Source organism: Kaustia mangrovi, from assembly GCF_015482775.1.
GTDB classification, from domain to species: Bacteria; Pseudomonadota; Alphaproteobacteria; order Rhizobiales; family Im1; genus Kaustia; species Kaustia mangrovi.
The window spans coordinates 2,770,803-2,794,567 of record NZ_CP058214.1; the positions used below are offsets into that span (position 1 = coordinate 2,770,803).

General features: G+C 67.7%; 23 protein-coding genes and 1 tRNA gene. 8 read left to right on the forward strand and 16 right to left on the reverse strand.

The genetic code is table 11. From position 1 onward, the window contains the following. Window positions 1-27: 27 nt before the first annotated feature. The 5 genes from HW532_RS12870 to HW532_RS22370 all read right to left on the reverse strand — a co-directional run bounded on the left by HW532_RS12870 (window position 28) and on the right by HW532_RS22370 (window position 2,451). Window positions 28-723: a hypothetical protein gene (locus tag HW532_RS12870; RefSeq protein ID WP_213160867.1), complete on the reverse strand. Its 696-nt coding sequence runs from the start codon at window positions 721-723 to the stop codon at window positions 28-30. Next, the gene (locus HW532_RS12875; protein ID WP_213160868.1) at window positions 713-1,063 is read right to left on the reverse strand and encodes a VRR-NUC domain-containing protein; all 351 of its coding nucleotides are present in this window, start codon (window positions 1,061-1,063) and stop codon (window positions 713-715) included. Before HW532_RS12875 ends, HW532_RS12870 begins: the two co-directional genes overlap by 11 nt. 275 nt (window positions 1,064-1,338) lie before the next feature. Next, window positions 1,339-1,923: an SH3 domain-containing protein gene (locus HW532_RS12880; RefSeq protein WP_213160869.1), complete on the reverse strand. Its 585-nt coding sequence runs from the start codon at window positions 1,921-1,923 to the stop codon at window positions 1,339-1,341. A gap of 29 nt (window positions 1,924-1,952) precedes the next feature. Next, window positions 1,953-2,237 carry a hypothetical protein gene (locus tag HW532_RS12885; RefSeq protein ID WP_213160870.1) on the reverse strand — a complete coding sequence of 95 codons (285 nt, stop codon included), beginning with the start codon at window positions 2,235-2,237 and terminating at the stop codon, window positions 1,953-1,955. An 82-nt stretch (window positions 2,238-2,319) separates the two neighbouring features. After that, the gene (locus tag HW532_RS22370) at window positions 2,320-2,451 is read right to left on the reverse strand and encodes a hypothetical protein (RefSeq protein WP_281397126.1); all 132 of its coding nucleotides are present in this window, start codon (window positions 2,449-2,451) and stop codon (window positions 2,320-2,322) included. Between the two features lie 120 nt (window positions 2,452-2,571). On the opposite strand from HW532_RS22370, the gene HW532_RS12890 reads away from it, so the two are divergent. Beyond that, window positions 2,572-3,306, forward strand: coding sequence for a S24 family peptidase (locus HW532_RS12890; RefSeq protein ID WP_213160871.1), 735 nt, complete (start codon window positions 2,572-2,574; stop codon window positions 3,304-3,306). A gap of 15 nt (window positions 3,307-3,321) precedes the next feature. Here HW532_RS12890 and HW532_RS12895 read toward each other — a convergent pair whose 3' ends face one another. Beyond that, window positions 3,322-3,849 carry a carboxypeptidase-like regulatory domain-containing protein gene (locus HW532_RS12895; RefSeq protein ID WP_213160872.1) on the reverse strand — a complete coding sequence of 176 codons (528 nt, stop codon included), beginning with the start codon at window positions 3,847-3,849 and terminating at the stop codon, window positions 3,322-3,324. 228 nt (window positions 3,850-4,077) lie between these two features. Between HW532_RS12895 and HW532_RS12900 the strand changes: the two genes are divergently transcribed. From HW532_RS12900 to HW532_RS22140, 4 genes are all read left to right on the forward strand, one after another. Further along, window positions 4,078-4,311 (forward strand): hypothetical protein, encoded by a 234-nt coding sequence (locus tag HW532_RS12900; RefSeq protein ID WP_213160873.1) that lies wholly within the window; start codon window positions 4,078-4,080, stop codon window positions 4,309-4,311. Window positions 4,312-4,557: 246 nt separating this feature from the next. Further along, complete coding sequence (locus HW532_RS12905; RefSeq protein ID WP_213160874.1) at window positions 4,558-4,752, forward strand: hypothetical protein; 195 nt, start codon at window positions 4,558-4,560, stop codon at window positions 4,750-4,752. An 8-nt stretch (window positions 4,753-4,760) separates the two neighbouring features. Further along, complete coding sequence (locus tag HW532_RS12910; protein ID WP_213160875.1) at window positions 4,761-5,009, forward strand: hypothetical protein; 249 nt, start codon at window positions 4,761-4,763, stop codon at window positions 5,007-5,009. 535 nt (window positions 5,010-5,544) lie between these two features. Then, window positions 5,545-6,108, forward strand: coding sequence for a tyrosine-type recombinase/integrase (locus HW532_RS22140; protein WP_246479965.1), 564 nt, complete (start codon window positions 5,545-5,547; stop codon window positions 6,106-6,108). Here the strand turns inward: HW532_RS22140 and HW532_RS12920 are convergent. Continuing rightward, window positions 6,064-6,140 (reverse strand) — tRNA-Arg (locus tag HW532_RS12920). The genes HW532_RS22140 and HW532_RS12920 overlap by 45 nt on opposite strands. 87 nt (window positions 6,141-6,227) lie before the next feature. After that, entirely contained in the window at window positions 6,228-7,271 is a 1,044-nt protein-coding gene (locus HW532_RS12925; RefSeq protein WP_213160876.1) for a P1 family peptidase, read from the reverse strand. Window positions 7,272-7,458: 187 nt separating this feature from the next. On the opposite strand from HW532_RS12925, the gene ggt reads away from it, so the two are divergent. Then, the gene (ggt, locus tag HW532_RS12930) at window positions 7,459-9,159 is read left to right on the forward strand and encodes a gamma-glutamyltransferase (RefSeq protein WP_213160877.1); all 1,701 of its coding nucleotides are present in this window, start codon (window positions 7,459-7,461) and stop codon (window positions 9,157-9,159) included. Between the two features lie 23 nt (window positions 9,160-9,182). Here the strand turns inward: ggt and HW532_RS12935 are convergent, their stop codons facing one another. From HW532_RS12935 to HW532_RS12965, 7 genes are all read right to left on the reverse strand, one after another. Beyond that, window positions 9,183-10,124, reverse strand: a complete 942-nt coding sequence (locus HW532_RS12935) for a 2-dehydropantoate 2-reductase (protein ID WP_213160878.1) — start codon at window positions 10,122-10,124, stop codon at window positions 9,183-9,185. Next, complete coding sequence (locus tag HW532_RS12940; protein WP_213160879.1) at window positions 10,103-10,804, reverse strand: RES family NAD+ phosphorylase; 702 nt, start codon at window positions 10,802-10,804, stop codon at window positions 10,103-10,105. The genes HW532_RS12935 and HW532_RS12940 overlap by 22 nt, the downstream gene beginning before the upstream one ends. Window positions 10,805-10,812: 8 nt before the next feature. After that, a complete protein-coding gene (locus tag HW532_RS12945) occupies window positions 10,813-11,223 on the reverse strand; it encodes an MbcA/ParS/Xre antitoxin family protein (protein ID WP_246478927.1) in 411 nt (136 codons plus the stop codon). A 405-nt stretch (window positions 11,224-11,628) separates the two neighbouring features. Beyond that, window positions 11,629-13,434 carry a translation elongation factor 4 gene (lepA, locus tag HW532_RS12950; protein WP_213160880.1) on the reverse strand — a complete coding sequence of 602 codons (1,806 nt, stop codon included), beginning with the start codon at window positions 13,432-13,434 and terminating at the stop codon, window positions 11,629-11,631. A gap of 208 nt (window positions 13,435-13,642) precedes the next feature. Further along, window positions 13,643-14,773, reverse strand: a complete 1,131-nt coding sequence (locus HW532_RS12955; RefSeq protein WP_213160881.1) for a TRAP transporter substrate-binding protein — start codon at window positions 14,771-14,773, stop codon at window positions 13,643-13,645. Window positions 14,774-14,820: 47 nt separating this feature from the next. Then, on the reverse strand, window positions 14,821-15,633 hold the full coding sequence (locus HW532_RS12960; RefSeq protein WP_213160882.1) for a YiiX/YebB-like N1pC/P60 family cysteine hydrolase: 813 nt from the start codon (window positions 15,631-15,633) through the stop codon (window positions 14,821-14,823). An 84-nt stretch (window positions 15,634-15,717) separates the two neighbouring features. Beyond that, window positions 15,718-16,920, reverse strand: coding sequence for a pyridoxal phosphate-dependent aminotransferase (locus HW532_RS12965; protein ID WP_213160883.1), 1,203 nt, complete (start codon window positions 16,918-16,920; stop codon window positions 15,718-15,720). A gap of 231 nt (window positions 16,921-17,151) precedes the next feature. Here HW532_RS12965 and HW532_RS12970 point away from each other — a divergent pair, with 231 nt between their 5' ends. After that, complete coding sequence (locus HW532_RS12970; RefSeq protein ID WP_213160884.1) at window positions 17,152-20,685, forward strand: hybrid sensor histidine kinase/response regulator; 3,534 nt, start codon at window positions 17,152-17,154, stop codon at window positions 20,683-20,685. Between the two features lie 28 nt (window positions 20,686-20,713). Here HW532_RS12970 and HW532_RS12975 read toward each other — a convergent pair whose 3' ends face one another. Continuing rightward, window positions 20,714-22,552 carry a glycosyltransferase family 2 protein gene (locus HW532_RS12975; protein ID WP_213160885.1) on the reverse strand — a complete coding sequence of 613 codons (1,839 nt, stop codon included), beginning with the start codon at window positions 22,550-22,552 and terminating at the stop codon, window positions 20,714-20,716. Window positions 22,553-22,735: 183 nt separating this feature from the next. Here HW532_RS12975 and HW532_RS12980 point away from each other — a divergent pair, with 183 nt between their 5' ends. Continuing rightward, a complete protein-coding gene (locus tag HW532_RS12980) occupies window positions 22,736-23,656 on the forward strand; it encodes an ABC transporter substrate-binding protein (RefSeq protein WP_213160886.1) in 921 nt (306 codons plus the stop codon). Window positions 23,657-23,765 lie beyond the last annotated feature (109 nt).

Genomic DNA, 23,765 nt, shown 5'->3' on the forward strand with positions numbered 1-23,765 from the left:
AGTTGGTCCGCAACTGGTGGAACCGCATTAATGGACCGTTGGATTTCTGCGCATGTCAGCGAGCGCATCGCGCACAGCAACGAGCCCGCGCAGCACCACTTGCTTGCCGGCGCCTAACGCATACTTCTGATTGCTGGCGCCCATCATGCGGCCGACGTCCTCCATGGTGTCGCCGTGCACAACGGCTGCCACCACTTCATCCCTGATCGGCCCAAGCCGCGCCAACAGGTCGGCCAACAGCCGCCGGGCATCCAGCATGCGATTGATGGTGTGGTCTCCCTCCCATCTGCGAGCGACGGGAGCATGGCCCTTGATCGTGCGCGACGTGTCACCAACGCGCCGCCTGGCGGCTTCGGTCGCAATCGTGTCAGCCGAGTGCGACCGCAATACCTTGCCGTACTGCACTGCGCCCGTTTTCTTGTCGACGGACGTGCGGTGCACGACGTAGAGGCTACCGCGCTCATAGTCGCTGCCCATGATCTCTACGTGCGTGTGCGCTTGGTCGTAGATTCTCCGGAACTGACGAGCGACCTCCAACAGATCGTTTTGCTTGTCCGCCTTGAGCGCCTTCGCAAGCGGCCAATCTGGTAGATCGTCATGAATCCGGTTGTCCCACTCGTCGCCATTGGCCATGCGTCCGATGGTCTGCCGGTGCACCGCCTTGCCCTTCGCGTTGATCGCGTGGGCGTTGTTGTTCGGGTCCGCTCGATACTCAGGCTGCATCTTCGTTCCTCTCACTCTCCTGGTTATCGTTCGCCGCCAGCCACGCCCGAACCAGCCGTTCGGTCGCGTCCGCCGCCTCATCCTCCGTCGCGGCCTGCACCACCACGACCTCGAAGCCGAGCCGCGCCAGTTCGCCATGCCGCTCGCGCTGCGCCGACGACAGCCGGCCCGCCCTCGTCTTGAACTCGATCATCTTGAGGCGCCCGCCATGCACGTAGACGCGCAAGTCAGGCTCGCCAGGCGTCAGACCGGTAGCCTTCGCCTTCACCCGGTCCTGTGGCCCACGCCGCCCGGCGTTCATATCGCCGGCCACGAGGAACAGCCGCCCATGCTCCGGCATCCGCCGCAGCCGTCTCACTGCCGCATGCTGCAAGCGCCACTCGGGCACTTTCGGTGCAAACTTCCGTCGTACAACTTTCACGATTTCTGCCCCACCTGCCTTACTATCTTTTCCCGGCACACACCCCGCCGCCCTACCACCCCCCCTCCCCTAAAGGGGAGAGGGGTAGTGGGGCAGGGTGTGCGGATGGTGTCGAAGATCATATTTGCCCCACCTGCCCCACCTAACTCAAGGTTGGTGGGGCAGAACAGGGAATCGCCACTAGGTTGTGGCACTCACGCCGCCTCCGTGATTGCCGACGGCTTGGGCGCGCGCGACACGGACACCATCTCGTAGACCGCGAACGACATACCGGGGTGCATTTCGCAAAGCCGGCGCGCCTCGGTCTCCGCCGAATGCCGGCCGTCGTGGACATACGGCGCGGCATACGGGCGCGGTTCGCCACCAGTCGTCAGCTTGGCCACGATGCATTTGCGGGGCTTGGCGGGCTCCGCAATGAGCTCGATATGCTCGTCATTGACGTGCGCCGGGAATGGCCAGCCGGGAACAGCAACCTCATGCTTGAGCACGGCGCTGCATCCGGCCTCCTCAATCGTGCCCTCGCGGTACGCCTTGGTCGGTCCGAACCACCAATGATCCGGGCACCGCTCGGTGAACCGCACGCGGTCGCCCGCCTTGAACCGGTGGTCATCATTCGCCGGCGCCAGCTCTTCGGGATACCAGCACGGCGAAATGCCGGTATGGGGCTCCCCGTCCCACCGGACCGCATAGCGATCCGCCTCACGGCCGGTCACTGTCCAAGCGTCGAAGAGTTCGCACGCAACCCGGTCGCCAATCTCGTATGTGCGCAGTGCAGTCATATGCATGTCTCCTGTTGGATCGTTGGTGATCAATGAATGGCCGCGGAAAACGCGATCACGTTGGGCGCCCCGTCGAAATCCCGGTCGACGGTGGAGGGCGCGAAATCCAGCTCGGCGGGCTCGCCGCCGCCGGCCGGCGACAGCGCGGATTCGCGCCACCACCATTCGCGCGCTTCGCCGCACGCGGTCTCGTACTCGACCAGATACTCCGTCTCGCTGCCGACAACGCGCTTGGCACCGATCACGACACCGGACTCGCCGGAGAACAGCGAAACCTGGTCGCCGGGCTCGAAGAGGGTAAGAAAAGCTGCCATTGGATAGACCTCGGGTGTTGGCCGCCCGCGGGTGCGGGCCGCTTGGTAGTGAGTGAGAGAGTGGTGGGAGTGTGGGTGGTGGTTAGGCCAGGCCGATGCTCGCGGCCCACTTCTCCGACGCCTCGGCCCGCGCGAGCTTGTATGCGGCGTCGAGCGCGGCGCGGTCACCGGCATTCGGAGCACTGAACCGGAAATTCTCAACTGCATTGGTCATGGTTGATAGTCCCCTGTGGTGTGGCGAACCGGCCCGGTTGGGACGATTCGGTGGGATGGCGTTAACCATGTTCATCGTTTGACATATTATATGTCAGTTCGTCAACATAGAATTGTGTCAATGATTGATGGTATCAACACACCCATGACACAGTCGGCTGCACATAAGCTGCAAGAGCTATTGACGCGTTCGGGCCTCTCCCGCTCCAAGCTCTCTTTGCTGGCCGGATACTCGACGCCTTCCGGCGCCCAGCGTTTCCTGGATCCCGACCAGTATCATGAGCCGTTCTTTCGGCACGATATCGCGGAGAGGTTCGCGAAAGCCCTCGCTGGCAGAGGATCGCCGCCCATCACGAAGCAAGAGGTGATGGCATTGGCTGGCGTCTCTGGCGACGCCGAAGAGGCCGCAATGGCGCATGAGCCAAATGCGCGTATTGGCGGACCGGCGCCGCCGTACGACAGGAATGCCGTTCCCGTCTACGGGCGCGCCCGTGGGGGCGACGACGGCCGCTATGAGTTCAATGGAGAGGTAATTGGCTGGGAGCCGAGGCCGGCTCATTTGCGGGGGGTTCCGGGGGTGTATGCTGTCTATATAGACGGAGAATCAATGTATCCGCGCTATAAGCCTGGCGAGACAGTCGTTGCACAACCGGGCAAGCCCGTCGCGAAGGGAGACGACGTGATTATACAGCTCGCCCCGGATAGTGAAGACGAGTCGCCATTCGGCTTCGTGAAAGAGTTCGTAAAATATACTCCCACGAAGATAATCCTTTCGCAGTTCAATCCGCCGAGGCAGATAGAATTTGAGCGCGACAAGGTCATATCAGTGCATCGGATTGTGCATGCATCGCGATAGGCGATTGGCGAGCCCTCACCGCCCATCCAGCGCCACATTGGCAGTCTGACCCTTTGTGAGCGTTACGCGCTCATAGACCAGCGCACTCTTCTGTAGCCGCTTCGCGTCCGCAAAATATCCCGTGCCGACCACGAAGTACGCGCCAGCCGGGATGCCGTCGATTCGGAACCGGCCGTTCTTGTCGGTGCGCCCCACGCGAGCCATGCGCTTGAAGTCCGATTCGAGAGCGGAGTCTATTTCGATTGGATCGAACGATGCCTTGCGATCACCGAACAGCGCTTGAATCCACTCTCGCGCGTACGGTGAATCGGGATAGACGCGGATCTGCGAGCCGGCCGGCGGCACCATAGACTTGTCGTCATAGCGATCAGGCACGGTCATAACGCCTTCTATATTGGCGTCTCCGACTTGGTGGATATGGGCGACCTGCCTGGCATCGAACGGCGATGTCATGACGTGCTTATCCGGCAATTGCGACCCGACGCCGATTGCGGCCCCGACGCATCCACCCAATAGCAATGCCACGCCGACGACGGCCGCCATTCGCATCGCGGATTTCACGGTGAGCCCCCAGCCTGTTGCCTCGATATTCCCCAATACACAGTCAAACCAGCGCGTCGACGGCAAGTCAAGGTTGCGTCGAATTTAAATCGAAAATCGGCCCGAAACGGTATCGCTTTCTGTTTCTGACATATTTTATGTTGACTCATTTGTGTCGACACAGCTAACGTTCCCCTCAACGCACACCGGATTCGCATTGAGGAGGAGAACATGGCGAATATCGAATGGAGAGCGGGCGACCGCGTTCACGTGCTCAACTGCACCATGGGCGGCACATTTGTCGTTGAGGGCGAGGCAACCATTGTGCGCCCGGTCGATGGTGTCGACTGCCAGTACCTAGTCGACTTCAACGACGGTTATGGCCCGGTCGAGCGCTTTGTCGACCCCGATGCGCAAGGCGATCCGGCCGGCTTTGTCGCACGCCTCAACGGTAGCACCGCTTAACTCCCCGGAGGCAACCCCATGCACTACTACGCCATGGCGCGCGAGCTGGCGCGCAGCGTCGTCTTCAACGTCATCGTGATCGGTTGCGCCCTGCAACTGCTCGGCCTTGTGAGGCTGTTCTGATGGCCAAGCTGTTGCCCGTCGAATGCGGCGCTTGCGGCTGGAAGAGCCGCCGCAAGCCCGGAAACCTCGTGCAGTGCCCTAAGTGCGGCGCGTGCGCGGGATTCCAACCGGAGCCAGATGCACATGTCCAAGCTACCCAAACCGCTCAAGCTCAAGAGCGAGCGCCGCATGCTCGCCGAGAAGCTGCACGCACTGTCGCAACAGCAAGGCCGCCGCGCGGCACTCGTCGAGGATCTGGAAAGGCTGCCCACCGCAATGCTGCGCGCCGCGATACGCGACCGGCTGCGCAGCGGGCGGCCCTATCATAAGGCGTTCTGACTATGACCATGCCCGCCAACGACAACCTGCCGCTTACGCTGACACGCCAGCAAGCTGCGGCACTTTGCGGCCTGAAGCCGTCCGGTTTTTCGGAGTGGGTGCGCCGCGGCGTCGTGCCCAAGCCCATTCCCGGGACGCATCGATGGAGCCGCATTGCCCTGGAGCGCGCATTGTCCGGTGACACGGCTGGCCCGGCGAGCAACGATAACCTGTCGCCATTCGAGCAATGGAAAATGAGCCGTGAGAGTCAGACTTAAGGGCGTCAACACGGTCAGGCGCAAGCTCGCCACGGGGCAGGTGGCCACCTACTACTATCACCGCGCCAGCGGCACCCGGCTCAAGGGCGAGCCGGGTTCGCCCGAGTTCATGGCGAGCTTTGCCGCCGCCGAAGAGAAGATGCGCCACCGCAACGCCGGCACGCTGTCTGGGCTCATTCTGGAATTCGAGGATACGGCGAAATGGCGCAGGCTGGCCGAAAGCACGAAGACTGAATACCGCCGCATCCTGAAGTTCTGGGAAGACGAGTACGGGACGTGCCCGTATGCGGCGTTGGAAGACAAAGGGTTCCGGCGCGACGTGCTCAAATGGCACGACCGATTCTCGGAGCACAAGCCAAGAGAAGCGGACAATCGCGTGACGATCCTCGCGCGCGTCCTGTCATGGGGCGCCAAGGACGGTCCGCTCAAGGTCAATGTGCTGGACAGTTTCGAGCGCGCCTACAAGGGCGATCGGTCGGACATGATCTGGCTGCCCGAGCACGTCGAGGCGTTCAACAAGGTTGCCTCGCCCGAAATGAAGCTTGCCCTCGTGCTCGCGCTCCATACCGGCCAGCGGCAGGGCGATCTGCTCAAGCTTGCCTGGGGCAGCTATGACGGAACGCATATCGCGGTGCGGCAGGGCAAGACCGGCCGCGACGTTAAGGTCAAATGCACGAATGCCCTAAAGACCACGCTCGACGGTCTCGCACGAACATCGCCGCTGATCCTGACCACCAAGACTGGCCGCGCGTTCAAGAAACGGTACTTCGCCAACCAATGGGAGGCGACGTGCAAGGCGGCAGGCATCGCCGATCTGCACTTTCACGATATCCGGGGAACCACGGTGACCATGCTGTTTCAGGCGGGTTGCAGCCTGGGTGAAATCGTGTCCGTCACCGGCCACTCGCTGCGCCGCGCGCAGGACATTCTGGACAAGTATCTCGCCCGCACGAGCACGATGGCCGACAGCGCGATAGCCAAGATGGAGAACGTCTTGGAAACAGATTTTGCAAAACGGTCTGCAAAACGGGGAGGGGAAAAACCCGCGAAGGAGTGGCGCGCCGGGGAGGATTCGAACCCCCGACCCCCAGATTCGTAGTCTGGTGCTCTATCCAGCTGAGCTACCGGCGCCCGGTCGGGCCTTGCTTGGCCCGGAGTGTCCCGTGGGTCATGGACGGGCATGTCCTAATACGTTGCGCGGACAAAGGCAAGATGTCGTTACGCATCTGTCGCAGGGAATTTTGCGTGCCCGTCGCGGAAGCCCGTCCACGGGCCCATGGTGCGGGCCTCGTAGATGCCGCGGGCGATGGCGCGGGCCAGCGTGTCGGCGGCGAGCGTGCCGAGGCAGCCGAGCGTCAGCGGGCGCGGTTCGGCAAGGGGGACGCGGCCCGTCGCCAGCGCGAAGACGAGGTCGCCGTCATAGGGGGTGTGGACCGGGCGGAGCGCGCGCGCCATGCCGTCGGTGGCCATGATGGCGAGCCGCTTCGCCTCGCTGCGCGTGAGGGCGGCGTCGGTCGCCACCACCGCGACGGTGGTGTTCTGCCCGGCCCCGGCGGCATCCGGCAGCGCCTCCGCCTTCGTGCCGGCCAGGGGCGCGTGCGGCGCGCAGTTCGGGGCGGGCCCCAGCCCGCCGAACTCCCCGCCGATCTCGAAGGGCCCCGCCCAGAAGCGCCCCGTTCCCGGAACGAGCGCGGAGCCGAAGCTGTTGACCGCCACGAGCGCCCCGACGGTCGCGCCCTGCCAGCGCAGCGAGGCGCTGCCGAGCCCGCCCTTCAGCGTGCCGGCGAGCGCGCCGAACCCCGCGCCGTGATTGCCGAGTGCGAAATCCGCCGAGGCGGCCTCGCACGCCGCCATTCCGAGTGCGCGATAGGGCGGTGTGTCGCCCCAGTCCTTGTCGCCGCCATTGCGGATGTCGAACAGGATCGCGCCCGGCACGACGGGTGTCGGCTTCGGCTGGTCGCCGAAGGTGAAGCCCCGGCCGCGCTCGGCCAGGAGATGGGTCACGCCCGCCGCCGCCTCCAGCCCGAAGACCGAGCCGCCGGACAGCGCGACCGCGTGGATGGCGTCGACGAGCGAGACCGGATCGAGCGCGTCGGTCTCGCGCGTGCCGGGCGCTCCGCCGCGTATGTCGACCGCGGCGACGGCCTCCGTCTCGGCAAGCACCACCGTCGCGCCGGTGCGCACGCGCTCGTCATGGGCGTTGCCGACGAGCAGCCCGCCGACATCGGTGATGAGGTTGCGTGGCCCCGGTTGCGCGCTCATCGGTCCTGTCTCCTCGATGGGTGGTTGTGGTGCTGTGCGGCGCGGGTCGGTGCCGGTCCACAAAGCCCTGCGCCGACTCTAGACCATGTGGCGCGGCGGCTTCCAACCATTCCCGCGCGGCCTGTTCAATCCGGGCGGCGCTTGCTCTACAGTCTGGCGCAAATCCATTCCTCCAGCGGTGATCCCCATGCGGCTTCGCGTTCTCTTCTCCCTCCTTGCGCTTCTGGTCCTTGCGGCCTGTGGCGACAACCGCCCGGCCATGGTCTCCACGGCGAACGAGCATGCCTCGAAGGCGGCGCTCGCCATGCTCGACCGGGGCGGCAGCGCGGTCGATGCGGCCATCGCCGCCCAGCTTGTGCTCAGTCTCGTCGAGCCGCAATCCTCCGGGATCGGCGGCGGCGCCTTCATGCTCTATCGCGATGCCGGCGACGGCGAGATGGTCGCCTATGACGGGCGCGAAATGGCACCGGAGGCCGCGGGCGGCGACCTGTTCCTCAAGCCCGACGGCGAGCCCATGGGCTTCATGGAGGCGGTGATCGGCGGGCGCTCGGTCGGCGTGCCGGGGGTCGTGGCCATGCTGTGGAAAGCGCACGAGGAGCATGGCCGGCTCGACTGGGCGGACCTCTTCCGCCCGGCCATCGGGCTTGCCCATGAGGGCTTCGCGGTGAGCCCGCGGCTTCACGAGATGATCGCCAGGGACGAATGGCTGAGGCGGGAGCCGGCGACGCGCGACTATTTCTTCGTCGCCGATCCGTCGAGCCCCGACGGTCTCGCGCCGCTTCCCGTCGGCCATGTGCTCAAGAACCCGGCCTATGCGCGCACGCTGGAGACGATTGCGGAGCAGGGCCCGGAAGGCTTCTATGAGGGCGAGGTGGCCGGCGCCATCGTGCAGGCGGTGACGAGCCATCCCAATCGCGGGCTCATGACGCTCGACGACCTCAAGGGCTACGAGGCCAAGGCCCGCGATCCGCTGTGCCGGCCTTACAGGGCCTACGAGGTCTGCGGCATGCCGCCGCCGACATCGGGCGGGCTCACCACGCTCATGATCCTGGGGATGCTGGAGCCCTTCGAGCTCTCCGCCATGCGGCCGGGCTCGCGCATGGCGGTGCACCTCGTCAGCGAGGCGAGCGCGCTGGCCTTCGCCGACCGGGCGGTCTACATGGCCGATGCCGATTTCGTGCCGGTGCCGGTGGAGGGGCTGCTCGACCGGGGATATCTCAGGAGCCGCGCCCGGCTGATCGATCCGCTGCGCGCCACCGGCAAGGCCGAGGCGGGGACCCCGCCGGGGCTTCGCGAGGCGCGGGCCAACGGCTCGGACCTGACCCGGCCGGGCACGAGCCATCTCTCCATCGTTGACGGGCAGGGCAATGCGGTGTCCATGACGACCTCGGTGGAAGGGCCGTTCGGTTCCCATCTGATGGCCGGCGGCTTCATCCTGAACAACCAGCTCACCGACTTCTCCTTCGTGCCCGAGCGCGACGGCACGCCGGTCGCCAACCGGGTGGAAGGCGGCAAGCGGCCGCGCTCGTCCATGTCGCCGACGCTCGTGCTCGACGGGCAGGGCGATCTCTTCGCCGCCGTCGGCTCGCCGGGCGGCAGCCGGATCATCGGCTATGTCACCGAGACGTTGATCGCGCTCATGGACTGGAAGCTCGACATGCAGGCGGCCATCGACCTGCCCCGCTTCGTGGACCGCAACGGGCCGGTGGAGCTGGAGGCCGGAACGCCGCTCGCCGCGCTCAAGGGGCCGCTCGAGGCCATGGGCCACGAGGTGACGGTCCGCCCGCTCACGAGCGGCCTGCATGGTGTGCGCGAGACGGCGGCGGGCCTCGACGGGGGCGCCGATCCGAGGCGGGAAGGCGTGGTCCTGACGACGCGGGAGGACTGAGGGGCCGGAAGGGTGGGGCCGCGTCAGGCGGCGCCCTCCTTCTGCAGCTCCAGCGCCTGCGTGATGAAGCGGTGGGCCGGGACGTCGAGGCCATGGCGCTCGGCGAGCCGCACCAGCGCGCCGTTGAGGCCGTCGAGCTCGAGCGGCTTGCCGCGTTCGAGATCGCCGGCCATGGAGGAGGTCATCTCCGCGGGCAGGCCGTCGAACCAGGCGAGCACGGCGTCCGCTTCCTCCCGGCCCATGGCGGCACCTTCCGCGCGGGCCACCGCGATTGCCTCCGCCACGGCTTCGCCCAGCAGCGCGCGCGTGCGGGCGTTCTCCCGGATCGGCCCGACCGGATGGCGCGTCAGCGCGGTGACGCCGGCGAGCGGGGCGAGGCGGATGAATTTCTGCCAGAGCGCGAGGGTAATGTCGCCGCTGAGCTCATGGTCGATGCCGGCCTCGCGGCAGGCCGCGGCGAAGGCCTCGCAGCGCGCGCTGGCCCGGCCGTCCGTCTCGCCGAAGACGAGCTTCGCCATCTGGCCGGTATGGCGGATCACGCCCGGCGCGGCGATGGTCGCCGCGATATAGGCGACACCGGGCACCACGTGCTCCGCGCCGATCGCGGCGCCGATGCGGGCGGCGCTCTCCACGCCGTTCTGGAAGGTGAAGAGGCTCGTCTCCGGCTTGAGGAGCGGGCGGCAACGCTCCGCCGCGCTCTCGGTATCGCCGAGCTTGACCGCGAACACAATGGCGTCGACCGGCCCGATCTCGGCGGGATCGTTGCTCGCCGTAACAGGGGCGAGCGCGAGGTCGCCGAGCGGGCTTGCGACCGTCAGGCCGGATGTCTTCAGCGCGTCGAGATGGGCGCCGCGCGCGATGAAGGAGACGTCGTGGCCCGCCGCCTTGAGGCGCGCGCCGAAATAGCCGCCGACGCCGCCGGTGCCCATGACCGCGATGCGCTTCAGGGTTGGATCGGGTGCCATTTTTCCTCCTGATAGTCGAAATAGCGGGTCACGGCGCGCCCGTCATAGTCGATCTTGATGTGCTGGGCCTGAACGGGAATGCCGACGACATCCGGGTAGAAGGCGCCGACGCAGCGACCGCCGGGGCGGCGGACGCTTGGATAATGCACCCCGTCGGCGCCGTCGTCACGGATTGTCTGCGCGAAGGCCCGGGAGGCCTCGTAGGAAGCCGGGTCGAGGATGCGCCGGCGCATTTCCGGCTCGAGCGCGCCGACATCGACGAAGCGGTGATCGATCTTGCCGACGAGGCAGCGCATGTCCTCCCGGCGCGGGCCGTCGCCGCTGTCGCGCGCCCGTTCTGCGAAGTGGTGGGCGACCTCGGCGAGCGCGGTCGCGAAGCTCTCGCCCGCATAGTAGACACCGCGGGAGCCGTCGGAGAAGCGCGAGCCGGACGGGTTGACGTGGGTGAAGGAGGCCATGACGTAACTCGCCCCCGGCCCCGAGATGCGCCGGTCCGGCGACACGAGGCTGATATCGCCGACCTCGTCGCGCACGCGCGGATTGGTCGCCATCTCCAGCGCGGTCAGGGCCTCCCGGACGGCGGGGTCGCGGCTCACCCGCTCGAACAGGTCGATGGGCGGGTAGCGCGACGCGATGATCCGGTACGCCCGCTTCCAGTCGACATGTGTGTGCGGCCACATGGGCCGGCTCACGACCACGGCGCGCGCAGCGCGTCGACATACTGGCGCACCGCCGCGAGGTCGACGATCTCGCCCGCCGCCATGCGCTCAAGCGGCGTCTGGCCGCCAAGGGCGCGGTTGGGCCTGCGCACCCACTCGTCGGCCTGGGCGGCGTCGCCATAGACGATCTGCAGCCCCTTGAAGATGCCGGCCACATAGCCGACGCGGCTCAGCGTGTCGCGCGATATGGCGGCGACCTCGCCGGCCCGCCAGCGCTGGAAGGTGCGCTCCGCCGGCTCGCCCAGAATGCGCCGGGCCTCCTCGCGCGAGGCACCCCACAGCGCCATGATCGCGAAGAACCCCTCCATGGCCTTCCCGGCATCGACGCCTTTCGGGTCGATCCGCCCGTCGGGCCTGTTGTCTGCGGCAATCATCATCATGCGGCCTTGTCACCGTTCCGTCCGGTCCATGCTGCATGACTATAATGCCATTTGGCGCAAAATCAATAATAAATGCCGTTTGGCGGAGGCGTTTGCGTGAAGGCGGGCCATTGCAGATGGCGCGCTCACCCCCTCACCCGGCGCACTTTGCGCGCGCTCCTCTCCCGCGAGGGGAGAGGGGAAATGGGGCAGTCTCGCCAGGCGGCGGGAGGGGGAAGGGAACGGTGGCAGGTTACACCGAAGACGGGCGTGCTGCGTCCGAGCGGAGCCACTCAGGCCAGTTGTCTCCAGCGTCCGGGCTCCCGCCTTCGCGGGAGCGAGCGCAGGGAAGGGCAGGCCGTTTGATACCGTCGTGGCGCTCATGCCCGCGAATGCGGGCATCCAGAGGCCGCAGCCGCCTTCGCCTCAGTCGGAATCCATCTTGAGCGCGGCGATGAAGGCCTCCTGGGGGATCTCCACCTTGCCGAACTGGCGCATGCGCTTCTTGCCGGCCTTCTGCTTTTCCAGAAGCTTGCGTTTGCGGGTGATGTCGCCGCCATAGCACTTGGCGGTGACGTCCTTGCGGAGCGCGGCGATGGTCTCGCGCGCGACGATCTTGCCGCCGATGGCGGCCTGCACCGGAATCTTGAAGAGATGCCGGGGGATGAGGTCCTTCAGCCGCTCGCACATCTGCCGGCCGCGCTGCTCGGCCCGGTCGCGGTGCACGATCATGGCGAGCGCGTCGACCGGCTCGGCGTTCACCAGCACCGACATCTTCACCAGATTGCCCGTCTCGTAGCCGGTGATGTGATAGTCGAAGCTCGCATAGCCGCGGCTCACCGACTTCAGCCGGTCGTAGAAGTCGAACACCACCTCGTTGAGCGGCAGCTCGTAGACCAGCATGGCCCGGCTGCCGGCATAGGTGAGCTCCTTCTGGCGCCCGCGCCGGTCCTCGCACAGCTTCAGGACCGCGCCCAGATGCTCGTCCGGCACGAGGATCGTCGCCTCGATCCACGGCTCTTCGATGTGGTCGATGCGCACGATATCGGGCATGTCGGCCGGGTTGTGCAGCTCCAGCACAGCCCCGTCGGTCATGTGAACCTTGTAGATCACCGACGGCGCGGTGGTGATGACGTCGATATCGAACTCGCGCTCGATGCGAAGCTGGATGATCTCCAGATGGAGCAATCCCAGGAACCCGCAGCGGAAGCCGAAGCCGAGCGCGGCGGAGGTCTCCATCTCGTAGGAGAAGCTCGCATCGTTGAGGGCCAGCCGGTCCATGGCGTCCCTGAGCGCCTCGAAATCGGAGGAATCGACGGGGAAGAAGCCGCAGAAGACGACCGGCTGGGCCGGCTTGAAGCCCGGCAGCGGCTCCACCGTCTGGTTCTTCTCGTCCGTGATCGTGTCGCCGACGCGGGTGTGGGAGACCTGCTTGATGGCGGCGGTGAAGAAGCCGATCTCGCCGGGTCCCAGCCTGTCGACCGTCGTCCGGGAGGGCTTGAAGATGCCGACGCGCTCGACCTGATAGGCCCCGCCCGTCTTCATCATGCGGATGCGCTGGCCCTTCTTCAGCTCTCCGTCGAGGATGCGCACCAGAACGACGACGCCGAGATAGGAATCGTACCAGGAATCGACGAGCAGCGCCTTGAGCGGGGCCTTCGCGTCGCCGCCCTCGGGCGGGGGCAGGCGGTGCACGATGGCCTCCAGGACGTCGTCGATGCCGAGCCCCGTCTTGGCGGAGATCTCCACCGCGTCGGACGCGTCGAGGCCGATCACGTCCTCGATCTGCGCGCGCACGCGCTCCGGCTCGGCGGCCGGCAGGTCGATCTTGTTGAGGACCGGCACGATCTCCAGGTCGTTGTCGAGCGCCTGATAGACATTGGCGAGCGTCTGCGCCTCCACGCCCTGGCTCGCATCGACCACCAGGAGCGCGCCCTCGCAGGCCGCCAGAGACCGGTTGACCTCATAGGCGAAGTCCACATGCCCGGGCGTGTCGATCAGGTTGAGGACGTAGTGCTCGCCGTTCTGCGCGGTGTATTCGAGGCGCACCGTCTGCGCCTTGATGGTGATGCCGCGCTCGCGCTCCAGTTCCATGGAATCGAGCACCTGCTCGCGCATCTCGCGCTCGGTGAGGCCGCCGCAACGCTGGATCAGCCGGTCGGCGAGCGTCGACTTGCCGTGGTCGATATGGGCGACGATCGAGAAATTGCGGATATGTGCGAGGTCGGTCATGAGGCGGGTAGATAGCACTCCCCATGGCCGGGTCAAGCGGTTCCATCGCCGCTGTGCGGATGGCCGCCATCCGCCTGAGGTTCGGTGCGGGCCCCAGGCGGCTTTTCCCGTCCGATTGTCGCGGCACCGGCCCGCTCCCCACGCGGCTACCCACGGAAGTATCGTCTCATGGGCGGCCGGGTGGGGAGCGGGCCGGGGCCGCCTGATCCTAGAGACCGAGCGCCAGCGCGCGCATGTCGAGCGCGCGGCGCTCCATCTTGTCGGCATAGGCGGCGGTCTTCGCGCGATAGTCCATGAAGGACTCGTAGACGCGCCCGGCCAGATCGCTCTCCTCCGCGATCGAGGCCAGCACGGTCGCGGACTCCTTCGCCATGGCCTCCACGACCTCGTCGGGCCATGTGTGGACCGTCACGCCCTCCTTCTCCAGGAGCGGCCCGAAGGACTCCGCATTGTGGTAGGTGAAGTCTGCGGTCGCCTCCAGGCCGGACGCCATGGCCGCATGGGAGACGATGGCCTTCAGATCGTCCTCTAGGCTCTCATAGACTTCCGTATTGGCGGTAACCTCGAGCGCCGGGCCGAATTCGTGGAATGCCGGCAGATAGTAGTGGCCGGCCACCTTGTAGAGCCCGAAGGCGATGTCGTTCCAGGGGCCGACCCATTCCGCGGCATCGATCGTGCCGGCCTGCAGCGCGGTGTAGATGTCGCCCGGCGGCAGCAGCGTGACATTGACGCCGAGCCGCCGCATCACCTCGCCGCCGAGCCCGGCAATGCGCATCTTGAGGCCCGTCAGGTCGTCGAGGCCGGCGATCTCCTTGCGGAACCAGCCACCCGCCTGGACGCCGGAGGAGCCGGCATAGAAGGGGGTGACGCCGAAGGGCGCATAGGCTTCCTCCCACAGCGCCTGCGCGCCACCGAAATAGAGCCATCCGGCATGCTCGACCGCCGTCAGGCCGAACGGCACGCCGGTGAAGAAGTGCACGACCGGGTCCTTGCCCTGCCAGTAATAGGGCGTGGCATGGCCGAGATCGGCGGTGCCGCTGGAGACCGCGTCGAACACCTCGAATGGCGGCACCAGCTCGCCGGCGGCATAGAGGTCGACCTTGAGCCGGCCGCCGGACATGGCGGTGATCATGTCCGCGACCCGCTGGGCGTTCACGCCGACCCCCGGCGTGTTCTTGGGCCAGGAGGTCGCCATCTTCAGCGTGCGCGGCGTCTGGGCGCGCACCACATTGGGCGCGGCGAGGCCCGCGCCGGCGGCAATGCCGGCCGTGCCGAGCGCCAGCGCGGTGCGCCGGCTGAGACCCTTCCGGGGCGATGTGGGCTCGTTCCGTCTCGTCATTCTGGGACCCTTTTCCTCGTGGATAAATTGTTCTTGCGATGTCGCCGTCAGGACGCGGCCTTGCTGTCGCGCGGTCCCGCCCCGTCTGCCGGCTGTCCCCATGTCAGGGTCTTGTAATCGAACCCGAAGGCGAGGGTGGGCTTGACGACCTCGAAATAGGGTGACAGGTCGAAATCGCGCGGCGTGAAGAGCGAGTGGTGGCGGATGTGGAAGATCTCCTCGCGGCTGTAGCCGCTGGAGCCAGACCCCAGCCGGTCCACCGTCTCGACCGACGGCAGGATCGGATACTGGACCGATTGGAAGGCCTGGGCAATAAGGGTCGAGCAGATGGCCTGAGTGGGCTCGCCGGAGCCGAGCGCGAACATCCGCCGGCGCCAGCGCATGGGCACGGGCGGCATGGGCATGAGGTAGCGTACCAGATCGACGACGTTCTTCATGTCGTAGGCCGTGCCGATGCGCGCCACCATGAAGGAGACGACCGCGTCGCGATCCTCCGGCGTCAGGCCGACCGGCCGGCAGATCCGCACATTGCGATGCGCATAGCGTGACAGGGGAGAGGCCTTGCAGCCGCCGTCGAGCTCGACCTCGACAAGGGTCGGCGGCTCTGCCCCCTCGCCGCTTGCCGCCAGCGCGTCGCCGACATAGAGCGCGGCATGCGACCAGGTCGACTGGGTGAGATACTTGATCGCGATCGAGAGCCGCTGATTGCCGTCGACCAGCAGGACGTCGCCCGGCCGCAGGATGCGGCGGAGCGTTGCGTGGTCGTAGGCGGCAAAGGGCTCGTAGGTCCGCACATCCTTCTGCAGGATGTGCGCGATCCCGCGTCCGATCCATTCGAGGGTGCGTAGGTAAAGGGACATCGCCGCGTTCTCCGCCGGCCCCGACTCTTGCCCGCGCCGCCGCCGAGGGCAAGCCCGTTCCGGACAAGGCCGGCCGGGAGGATCCTACCGGTTCCGCGCGAGCCAGCGCGTGAGCCGGTCCATCGCCTCCACGAGTTGGCCGCGCTCGCGCAGGAAGCACAACCGGAGGAAGGCCTCGCCGCCCGGCCCGAAGGCCGCACCGGGCGCAAGCCCGACGCCCGCCTCGTCGATGATCCTGAGGGCGGTTTCGGTGGAATCGGTCATGCCGTCGAGCGTGAAGAACAGATAGAACGCGCCTTCCGGCACGGCGAAGCGCGCGCCGTCGACGGAGCTGAGCGCCGCATAGGCGATGTCGCGGCCCTCGCGCGCCTGGCGCACCTGCTCGGCGAGGAAGTCCTCGCCCTCGTCGAGCGCCACAACGCCGGCGCGCTGCATGAAGGCGGCGGTGCCGGAGGTGTTGTACTGGATGAGGTTCTCCAGCACGTCGCCGAGCGCCTGGGGCGCGACCATCCAGCCCATGCGCCAGCCGGTCATCGCCCAGTTCTTGGAGAAGGTGTTGGTCATGATGAGCCGTTCCTCGGTATCGCAGATATCGAGGAAGGAGGGCGGCAGGGGGCCGGCGGCCTCGTCCTGCGGGAAATAGTAGCGCGCATAGACCTCGTCGGAGACGATCCACAGGCCCCGCTCGCGTGCGAAGTCGCGGATGGCGAGGAGGTCTTCCGCCGGCGCGACCCAGCCCAGGGGGTTGCTCGGCGTGTTGACGACGATGGCCTTGGTACGCTCGGTCACCGCATCGAACAGCCGGTCGAGGTCGAGCTGCCAGCCGGACGGCGCGAATGTCATGGGCACCTCGACGGGCCGCGACCCCTTCATGCGCAGGGGGCCGGCATAGTTCGGCCAGGCCGGCGTCGGCAGCACCACCTCGTCGCCCTCGCCGGCGATCGCCTGGATGGCGGTCTGGATCGATTGCATGCCGCCGCCCGTGACGAAGAAGTTCTCCGCCTCGAAGGGCGTCCCGTAGAGGCGCGCGTGATAACGCGCGAGCGCGTCGCGCAGCTCCGGAATGCCGCGCTGCCAGGTATAGAAGGTCTCGCCATCCTCCAGCCCCTTCACCGCCGCGTCGCAGATGAAGCGCGGGGTCGGCAGGTTGCCCTCCCCGGCCCAGAGCGGAATGAGCCCCTGGCGGCCGAAACCGTGATTGATCACGGTCATGATGCTGCTCTCGGGCTCGTTGCGGGCTTCCGGACGCAGATCGTTCAGCAGGTCCTCGGGGGTCGGGCGCTTCATGGCAGACAATCCGGTTCTTGAAGTGTCGGGACTGGAGGGGCGCCGGCGCCCCGTCTCCGGGCGGCATACGCCGGGGCGAAGCCCGCTGTCAATCGCGGGGCCGCGGGGGCTGAGGGCGCCGGTGCCGCGGTATCAATCGGCGCCGGCGCGGATTTCTGCTAAAGTCCGCCTCCGGGAGGAACGCCCGGCGGACGCAAATCCGCCCGAAGAAGGGCGAAGCGGGCTCTGAGGATGCTCGACAGCTGGACGATCATCGCGGTCGCGCTCGCCTATCTGGGCGCGCTGTTCGCCGTGGCGAGCTACGGCGACCGCATTGCGCGGCGCCGCCGGGCCGGCACGCCGCGCCCCTTCATCTATGCGCTGAGCCTCGGCGTCTACTGCACCTCCTGGACCTTCTTCGGTTCCGTCGGCCTGTCGGCGCAGTCGGGGCTCGATTTCCTGCCGATCTATATCGGGCCGATCATCATGCTGGTCTGCGGCTGGCCGCTCCTCATCAAGATCGTGGAGATCGCCAAGAAGCAGAACATCACCTCCATCGCCGACTTCATCGCCGCGCGCTACGGCAAGAACCAGGCGCTCGGCGCCGTTGTGGCGGCCATCGCGGTGATCGGCACGCTGCCCTATATCGCGCTGCAGCTGAAGGCGGTGGCAAGCTCGCTGACCACGCTGCTGGAGGTCTCCGGCACGTCGGGCTCGGCCTTCCCGGTGTTCAGCGACCTGGCGCTCGTGGTGGCGGCCGCCATGGCCGTCTTCACCGTGCTCTTCGGCACGCGCCATATCGACGCGACGGAACACCAGGACGGCGTGATCGCGGCCATCGCGGTGGAGTCCGTGGTCAAGCTCGTCGCCTTCACGGTGGTCGGCGCCTTCGTCACCTTCTCCATGCTCGGCGGTATCGGCCCCATGCTGGACAAGGTGGCCGCGACCCCTGAGATCGAGGAGCTGTTCACGCGCGGTCTCCAGGGCGACCGCTGGCTCACCATGACGCTGCTCGCACTGGTCGCCATCGTGCTCCTGCCGCGCCAGTTCCACGTCGCGGTGGTGGAGAACACGCATGTCTCCGACGTGAAGCGGGCGGCCTGGCTGTTCCCGCTCTATCTCATCGCGATCAACCTGTTCGTCGTGCCCATCGCGATCGCCGGCCTGCTCACCTTCGAGCCGGGCACGGTGGACGCCGACAGCTTCGTGCTCGCGCTGCCGGTCGCGGCGGACTCTCCGGCCATGACGCTCGTCGCCTTCGTGGGCGGCCTGTCTGCGGCGACCGCCATGGTGATCGTGGCCACGCTGGCGCTGTCCATCATGGTGTGCAACGACATCGTGGTGCCGCTCCTCCTGCGCCAGCGCCAGGAGAGCGCCCATGAGCGCGAGGACATGCTCGGGCTGCTGCTGAATGTCCGCCGCGTGGCGATCTTCGCCATATTGGGGCTCGGCTACGCCTTCTATCACATGATCGGGGATTCCGTGGCGCTCGCCCAGATCGGGCTCCTGTCCTTCGCCGCCATCGCGCAGTTCGCGCCGGCCTTCTTCGGCGGGCTCATCTGGCGGCGCGCCACCGCCCGCGGCGCCATGGCGGGAACCCTGACGGGCTTCGCGCTGTGGGCCTACACGCTCATCCTGCCGGCCTTCACCGATGCCGGCTGGTTCCCGGCGAGCCTGCTCGAGCACGGGCCGTTCGGCATCGGGCTGTTGCGGCCGGAAATGCTGTTCAACCTGGAATTCGAGCCGCTGACCCACGGTGTGCTGTGGAGCCTGATCGCCAATATCGCCGTCTATGTCGCCGTTTCGCTGCTCTCCCAGCCCCAGCCCATCGAGCGGCTCCAGGCCAATCTGTTCGTGACGGCCGACCTGCCGGCGGCGGCGCCGAGCTTCCGGCTGTGGCGGACCTCCATCTCGATCGGCGACCTGAAGCGCACGGTCGCGCGCTATCTCGGCGCGGAACGGACCGAGCGCTCCTTCGCGGAGTTCGCCGGCGCGCGCCATATCGCGCTCGACGACGAGGCGGAGGCCGATATCCGGCTTCTGCGCTTTGCCGAGCATCTGCTCGCGAGTGCCGTGGGCGCCGCGTCGTCGCGGCTGGTTCTCGCCCTTCTGCTGGAGCGCTACAGCGCCAACCGGCGCGGCGCCATGCGGCTCCTCGACGACGCCTCCGCCGCCATCCAGTACAATCGCGACCTGCTGCAATCGGCCATCGATCATGTCGGCCAGGGCATCGCCGTCTTCGACAAGACACTCAATCTCATCTGCTGGAACCGGCAATTTCGCGGGCTCCTGCACCTGCCGCCCGATATCGGCCGCGTCGGCGTGCCGCTCAACGAGGTGGTGCGGACCATTGTGGGCAATGCCGGCATCGCACAGAGCGAGCGCGCCATCGCGGAGCGCCTCGACAAGCTGATCGTCTCCATGGAGCCCTATCAGGAACGCCTGAGCCATGACGGCTCCGTCGTGGAGGTGCGTTCGAGCCCCATGCCCGACGGGGGCTTCGTGGTCACCTTCGCCGACATCACCGAGCGCGTGGAGGCGGCGGAAGCGCTCCAGCGCGCCAACGAGACGCTCGAGCGCCGTGTCGAGGAGCGCACCGCCAGGCTCACCGAGCTCAATGCGGAGCTCGTGCGCGCCAAGGCCGAGGCGGAGGCAGCCAATCTCGGCAAGACGCAGTTCATCGCCGCGGCGAGCCACGACATCCTCCAGCCGCTCAACGCCGCCAGACTCTACACGTCGAGCCTCGTCGAGCGCCATGGGGAGGGGGTGGAGGACACCGCGGAGGACCGCCGACTCGCGGCCAATGTCGACGCCTCGCTGGAGGCGGTGGAGGATATCCTCACCGCCCTTCTCGATATTTCGAGACTCGATGCCGGCGCGCTGAAGCCCGATGTGACGAGTGTCCATATCGGCGAGCTGTTCGGCGCGCTCGAGCGCGAATTCGGCCCCGTCGCCGCCGCGCAGGGGCTCGAGCTCAGGATCGTGCCCTCCTCGCTGTCGGTGCGCACCGACCGCCGGCTCCTGCGCCGGGTGCTGCAGAACCTCGTCTCCAACGCGCTGAAATACACGCCGAGGGGCCGCGTCCTCGTCGGCTGCCGCCGCGCGGGCGACACCGTGCGAATCGCGGTGCTCGACACCGGCACGGGGATCGCGGAGGCCAAGCAGGCCCTGATCTTCCAGGAGTTCCAGCGGCTCGACGCCGCCCCGGAGGCGGGGCCGGGCCTCGGGCTCGGCCTGTCCATCGTGGAGCGCATCGTGCATATGCTCGGCCACGGGCTGGAGCTGAAATCGGCGCCGGGGCGGGGCTCGGCCTTCTCCGTCGCCGTGCCGCTGGCGGAGCCGGCCACGGAACCCGCCCTCGCCATCGGGCCGCGGATCGGCGGGCCCGCCACCGCGCGCATGGAGGGGCTGGGCGTGCTCTGCATCGACAATGAGGAGCAGATCCTCGACGGCATGGAAACGCTACTGGAGGGCTGGGGGTGCGCGGTCTTCAAGGCGACCGGATCGGCGGAAGCGCTCGCCGCGCTCGACCGTCACGGAAGCCGGATCGGCTGCATCCTGGCCGACTACCACCTGCATCGCGAGGACGGGCTGAGCCTCGTGGAGGCCCTGAGGACACGCGCCGGGCGCCATCTCCCCGCCGTCCTTATCACCGCCGACCGCTCGCGGACGCTGCGCGACCGCGCGGCCGCGCTCGGCGTGCTCTATCTGAAGAAGCCGGTGCGCCCGGCCTCCCTGAGGGCCTCGATCGCGCAATCCCTCATCCGTGCGGAGGCCGCGGAGTAGCGCGGCCTGTTCCTCCCGTGTCGCGCCGTCAGTCCTCGTGGGTGCCGTGGAACTGGGCGCTGACGGCATGCTCCGTCTTCTCCCAGTAGAACGGCTTGCGAATGAACTGCCACAGCGCATGCCACGCGCCGAGAGAGACGAGCAGCCAGTAGAGCGGCATTGCGGGCACCGCGCGGCGCAGGCGCCTTAATCCCTCGCGCTCGCCGAGCGCGGCGTAGCCCGCCGCGAGCACGCAGCCATAGCCCGTCACGAGCACCAGGATGCTGGAGGCGGCGAGCGTGGCGACGAGCCAGCTCCGATCCACGCCGGCGAACAGTATTCCGCCCAGCGCATCGGCGGCGATCACGGCGAGGAACAGCGGATGGGCGAGGCCGGAGACGACGATGCCGCCGACGAGCGCCTGGGTGGCGAAGAAGCCGGTCGCGCCGAGCTCGCGCCAGAGCCGGACGGGGGAGCGCATATGGACGAACCATGTCTGCATCCAGCCCTTGATCCAGCGCGAGCGCTGCCGGATCCAGTTTCCGAGGCGGCAATTGGCCTCCTCGTAGGTCGTGGAGGCGAGCATGCCGACGCGCCAGCCCGAGCGCGCGAGCCTCAGGCCCAGATCGGCGTCCTCGGTGACGTTCCAGGGGTCCCAGGCGAGCACCTTGCGCAGGGTGTCGGCGCGAAAGTGGTTCGAGGTGCCGCCGAGCGGAACCGGCAGGTCGAGATCGGCCATGACCGGCAGCATGAGATCGAACAGGCTCGCATATTCCACGGTGAACTGCCGCGTCAGCCAGTTCTCGTCCGGATTGTAGAAGCTCAGCCGGGCCTGGAAGCAGGCCACGTCGCCGGGGGCTGCCCGGAAGGCGGCGACCGCCTTGCGCAGCTGGTCGGGCTCGGGTGCGTCCTCCGCGTCGTAGATCACCACGAACTCGCCGTGCGCGAAGCGCAGGCCGTAATTGAGCGCGCGCGGCTTGGTCTGCGGTTCGCCGCGCGGCACGACGAGGCACTCGAACCATGGCGGCAGGTCGAGGGCGGCCGCCGCGCGCCGGCTGTCGGTGTCGTCCTCCTCCAGCAGGATCTTGATGTCGAGCTTCTCCGGCGGATAGTCGAGCTCGCGCAGGGCGGCGGCGAGATGGGGCAGGATCGCCGCCTCGCGGAACAGCGGCACGAGGATGGTGTAGACGGGGAGCGCCCGGTCGTCGGGCAGGGGCGGGTCGGGCGGCAGCGTGCCGCGCCGGCAGGCGAGCACGGTCAGGCGCAACGCCGAGACGGCGAGGAAGAACAGCGCGCATAGGATATTCGCGGCGATGGCCGTGACCGCGGGCGCGACCAGAAGGCCGGCGAGTCCGGCGAGCCCCATGGCGGCCATCGCGGCGCGCTGTGCGACCGTCGTGCGGCGATGTGCCGACAGTGCGGGCTCTTCCCCGGCGAGCCATCCGCTCGCGCGGGCCGCAAACGCCACGCCATGCTCCGCCTGAACGGCCCAGCGCAGCTCGTCCGGCGTGACCAGAGCGCAGACGTCGCCTCCCGCCGCCCGGGCCGCGCCGGGATCGGCGATGGCGGCCGCGTGGCCCGGCCCCTGGCCGGACGGCCACAGCGGCACCATGCCGGAGCGGGCGGCGGCCTCGGCCTCCTCCGCGTCCAGTGCCGCCACGGCGGCCCGCAGCGCGTCGAGGCCGAGGCGCGGAATGCCGGTCGCCATGGAGAGCCGGTCGAAATAGTCCGCCTGGGCCACCATCCCGCGCGACAGGAGCACCGCGCCGGGGGCGACGCCGAAGCGGCGCGCCTCCCGCTCCGCCCCGTCGAGCTCTTCGGGCGCCATCAGGCCATGCGCCAGAAGGCTCCCGCGCAACAGCTCGCCGGCTGGCCGGATGAACGGCACAGCCGCCTCGCGCAGCGAAGGGTCGCCGCGTCGCTCGAAATGTCCGATTGCCCCCTCCCCCGGTTCAATCCAGAGGTTCCCGGCAGCATGAAAGCATGAAATGATGGCGCTGCAAACGGCGCTGTGGGAAACGGGTCGGGTGACAAGGGGTAACGGTCTCGACGAATGCGAAGTGCGGTCGCGATGAGGCGGACAGGAACAGCGTTCTGGCGCGCCGTCTTCGCGGGGGCTCTGCTTGCCGCGGCAACGGTCGTGCCGGCGGCGGCGCAAATGGGTCCGGGCGAAGGGTCCGGCGCGGACGGCTTCCAGGATGCCGGCGAGGAGCTGGCGCTGCCGCGCGCCGGCGACCAGCCCATGCTGTGGCGGATCGATCCCGACCGGCCGGCACCGGTCCTGCCGGGCCGCGACCGTGTCCGCATCCTCACCGGCGACGACTATCCGCCCTTCAACTATATCAGCACCGAGGGCGCGCTGGTCGGCTTCAATGTCGAGCTCGCCCGCGCGCTCTGCGCGACGCTGAAGGTGACCTGCGAGATCGCGTCCAAGCCGTGGGAGGAGCTGATGCCGGCGCTCCTGTCGGGGGAGACGGACGCGATTGTCGCCTCGATGAAGATCACCGAGGCCGCGCTCCGGCGCGTCGATTTCTCCAAGCCCTATTTCCGCACGCCCGCTCGGTTCGCCGTGCGCAAACCGGCCAAGCTCAGCCGCGCCACGCCGCGCGCCCTGTCCGGCCAGCGCGTGGGCGTGATGCGCGGTTCGGCCCACGAGGCCTATCTCGGCGCGTTCTTCAGCGGCGCCCTGATCCGGCTCTACGACGATCCGGCGGAGGCGCGCCTGGCGCTCAAGGAGGGCCGTATCGACGCGCTGTTCGCCGACGGCGCGGGGCTCATCTTCTGGGTGCTGGGCGAGGATGCGGAGGATTGCTGCGAGCTCGTCGACGGCGCCTATACGGAGGCGTATTTCTTCGGCGACGGCATCGGCATTGCCGTCAGGCGCGGCGACGAGCCGCTCCGCGAGGCCTTTAACCGCGCGCTCGACCGGATCAAGCTCTCCGGCACTTACGACCAGCTCGTCCGGAAATACCTGCCGCTCGATCTCTACTGAGACGGGCGTTCTCTCATGCGATGGCGGCACCGGCCCGCTCCCCCACCCGGCCACCCACGGGATCATAATTCTATGGGCGGCCGGGTGGGGGAGCGGGCCGGTGCTGTTC

What these genes read in the sequence shown, in the direction of transcription:
- HW532_RS12870 (WP_213160867.1), bottom strand. Translation starts at nt 723, where the DNA reads ATGCAGCCTGAGTATCGAGCGGACCCGAACAACAACGCCCACGCGATC.
- HW532_RS12875 (WP_213160868.1), bottom strand. Translation starts at nt 1,063, where the DNA reads ATGCCGGAGCATGGGCGGCTGTTCCTCGTGGCCGGCGATATGAACGCC.
- HW532_RS12880 (WP_213160869.1), bottom strand. Translation starts at nt 1,923, where the DNA reads ATGACTGCACTGCGCACATACGAGATTGGCGACCGGGTTGCGTGCGAA.
- HW532_RS12885 (WP_213160870.1), bottom strand. Translation starts at nt 2,237, where the DNA reads ATGGCAGCTTTTCTTACCCTCTTCGAGCCCGGCGACCAGGTTTCGCTG.
- HW532_RS22370 (WP_281397126.1), bottom strand. Translation starts at nt 2,451, where the DNA reads ATGACCAATGCAGTTGAGAATTTCCGGTTCAGTGCTCCGAATGCCGGT.
- HW532_RS12890 (WP_213160871.1), top strand. Translation starts at nt 2,572, where the DNA reads ATGATTGATGGTATCAACACACCCATGACACAGTCGGCTGCACATAAG.
- HW532_RS12895 (WP_213160872.1), bottom strand. Translation starts at nt 3,849, where the DNA reads ATGGCGGCCGTCGTCGGCGTGGCATTGCTATTGGGTGGATGCGTCGGG.
- HW532_RS12900 (WP_213160873.1), top strand. Translation starts at nt 4,078, where the DNA reads ATGGCGAATATCGAATGGAGAGCGGGCGACCGCGTTCACGTGCTCAAC.
- HW532_RS12905 (WP_213160874.1), top strand. Translation starts at nt 4,558, where the DNA reads ATGTCCAAGCTACCCAAACCGCTCAAGCTCAAGAGCGAGCGCCGCATG.
- HW532_RS12910 (WP_213160875.1), top strand. Translation starts at nt 4,761, where the DNA reads ATGCCCGCCAACGACAACCTGCCGCTTACGCTGACACGCCAGCAAGCT.
- HW532_RS22140 (WP_246479965.1), top strand. Translation starts at nt 5,545, where the DNA reads ATGAAGCTTGCCCTCGTGCTCGCGCTCCATACCGGCCAGCGGCAGGGC.
- HW532_RS12925 (WP_213160876.1), bottom strand. Translation starts at nt 7,271, where the DNA reads ATGAGCGCGCAACCGGGGCCACGCAACCTCATCACCGATGTCGGCGGG.
- ggt (WP_213160877.1), top strand. Translation starts at nt 7,459, where the DNA reads ATGCGGCTTCGCGTTCTCTTCTCCCTCCTTGCGCTTCTGGTCCTTGCG.
- HW532_RS12935 (WP_213160878.1), bottom strand. Translation starts at nt 10,124, where the DNA reads ATGGCACCCGATCCAACCCTGAAGCGCATCGCGGTCATGGGCACCGGC.
- HW532_RS12940 (WP_213160879.1), bottom strand. Translation starts at nt 10,804, where the DNA reads ATGTGGCCGCACACACATGTCGACTGGAAGCGGGCGTACCGGATCATC.
- HW532_RS12945 (WP_246478927.1), bottom strand. Translation starts at nt 11,223, where the DNA reads ATGATGATGATTGCCGCAGACAACAGGCCCGACGGGCGGATCGACCCG.
- lepA (WP_213160880.1), bottom strand. Translation starts at nt 13,434, where the DNA reads ATGACCGACCTCGCACATATCCGCAATTTCTCGATCGTCGCCCATATC.
- HW532_RS12955 (WP_213160881.1), bottom strand. Translation starts at nt 14,773, where the DNA reads ATGACGAGACGGAACGAGCCCACATCGCCCCGGAAGGGTCTCAGCCGG.
- HW532_RS12960 (WP_213160882.1), bottom strand. Translation starts at nt 15,633, where the DNA reads ATGTCCCTTTACCTACGCACCCTCGAATGGATCGGACGCGGGATCGCG.
- HW532_RS12965 (WP_213160883.1), bottom strand. Translation starts at nt 16,920, where the DNA reads ATGAAGCGCCCGACCCCCGAGGACCTGCTGAACGATCTGCGTCCGGAA.
- HW532_RS12970 (WP_213160884.1), top strand. Translation starts at nt 17,152, where the DNA reads ATGCTCGACAGCTGGACGATCATCGCGGTCGCGCTCGCCTATCTGGGC.
- HW532_RS12980 (WP_213160886.1), top strand. Translation starts at nt 22,736, where the DNA reads ATGAGGCGGACAGGAACAGCGTTCTGGCGCGCCGTCTTCGCGGGGGCT.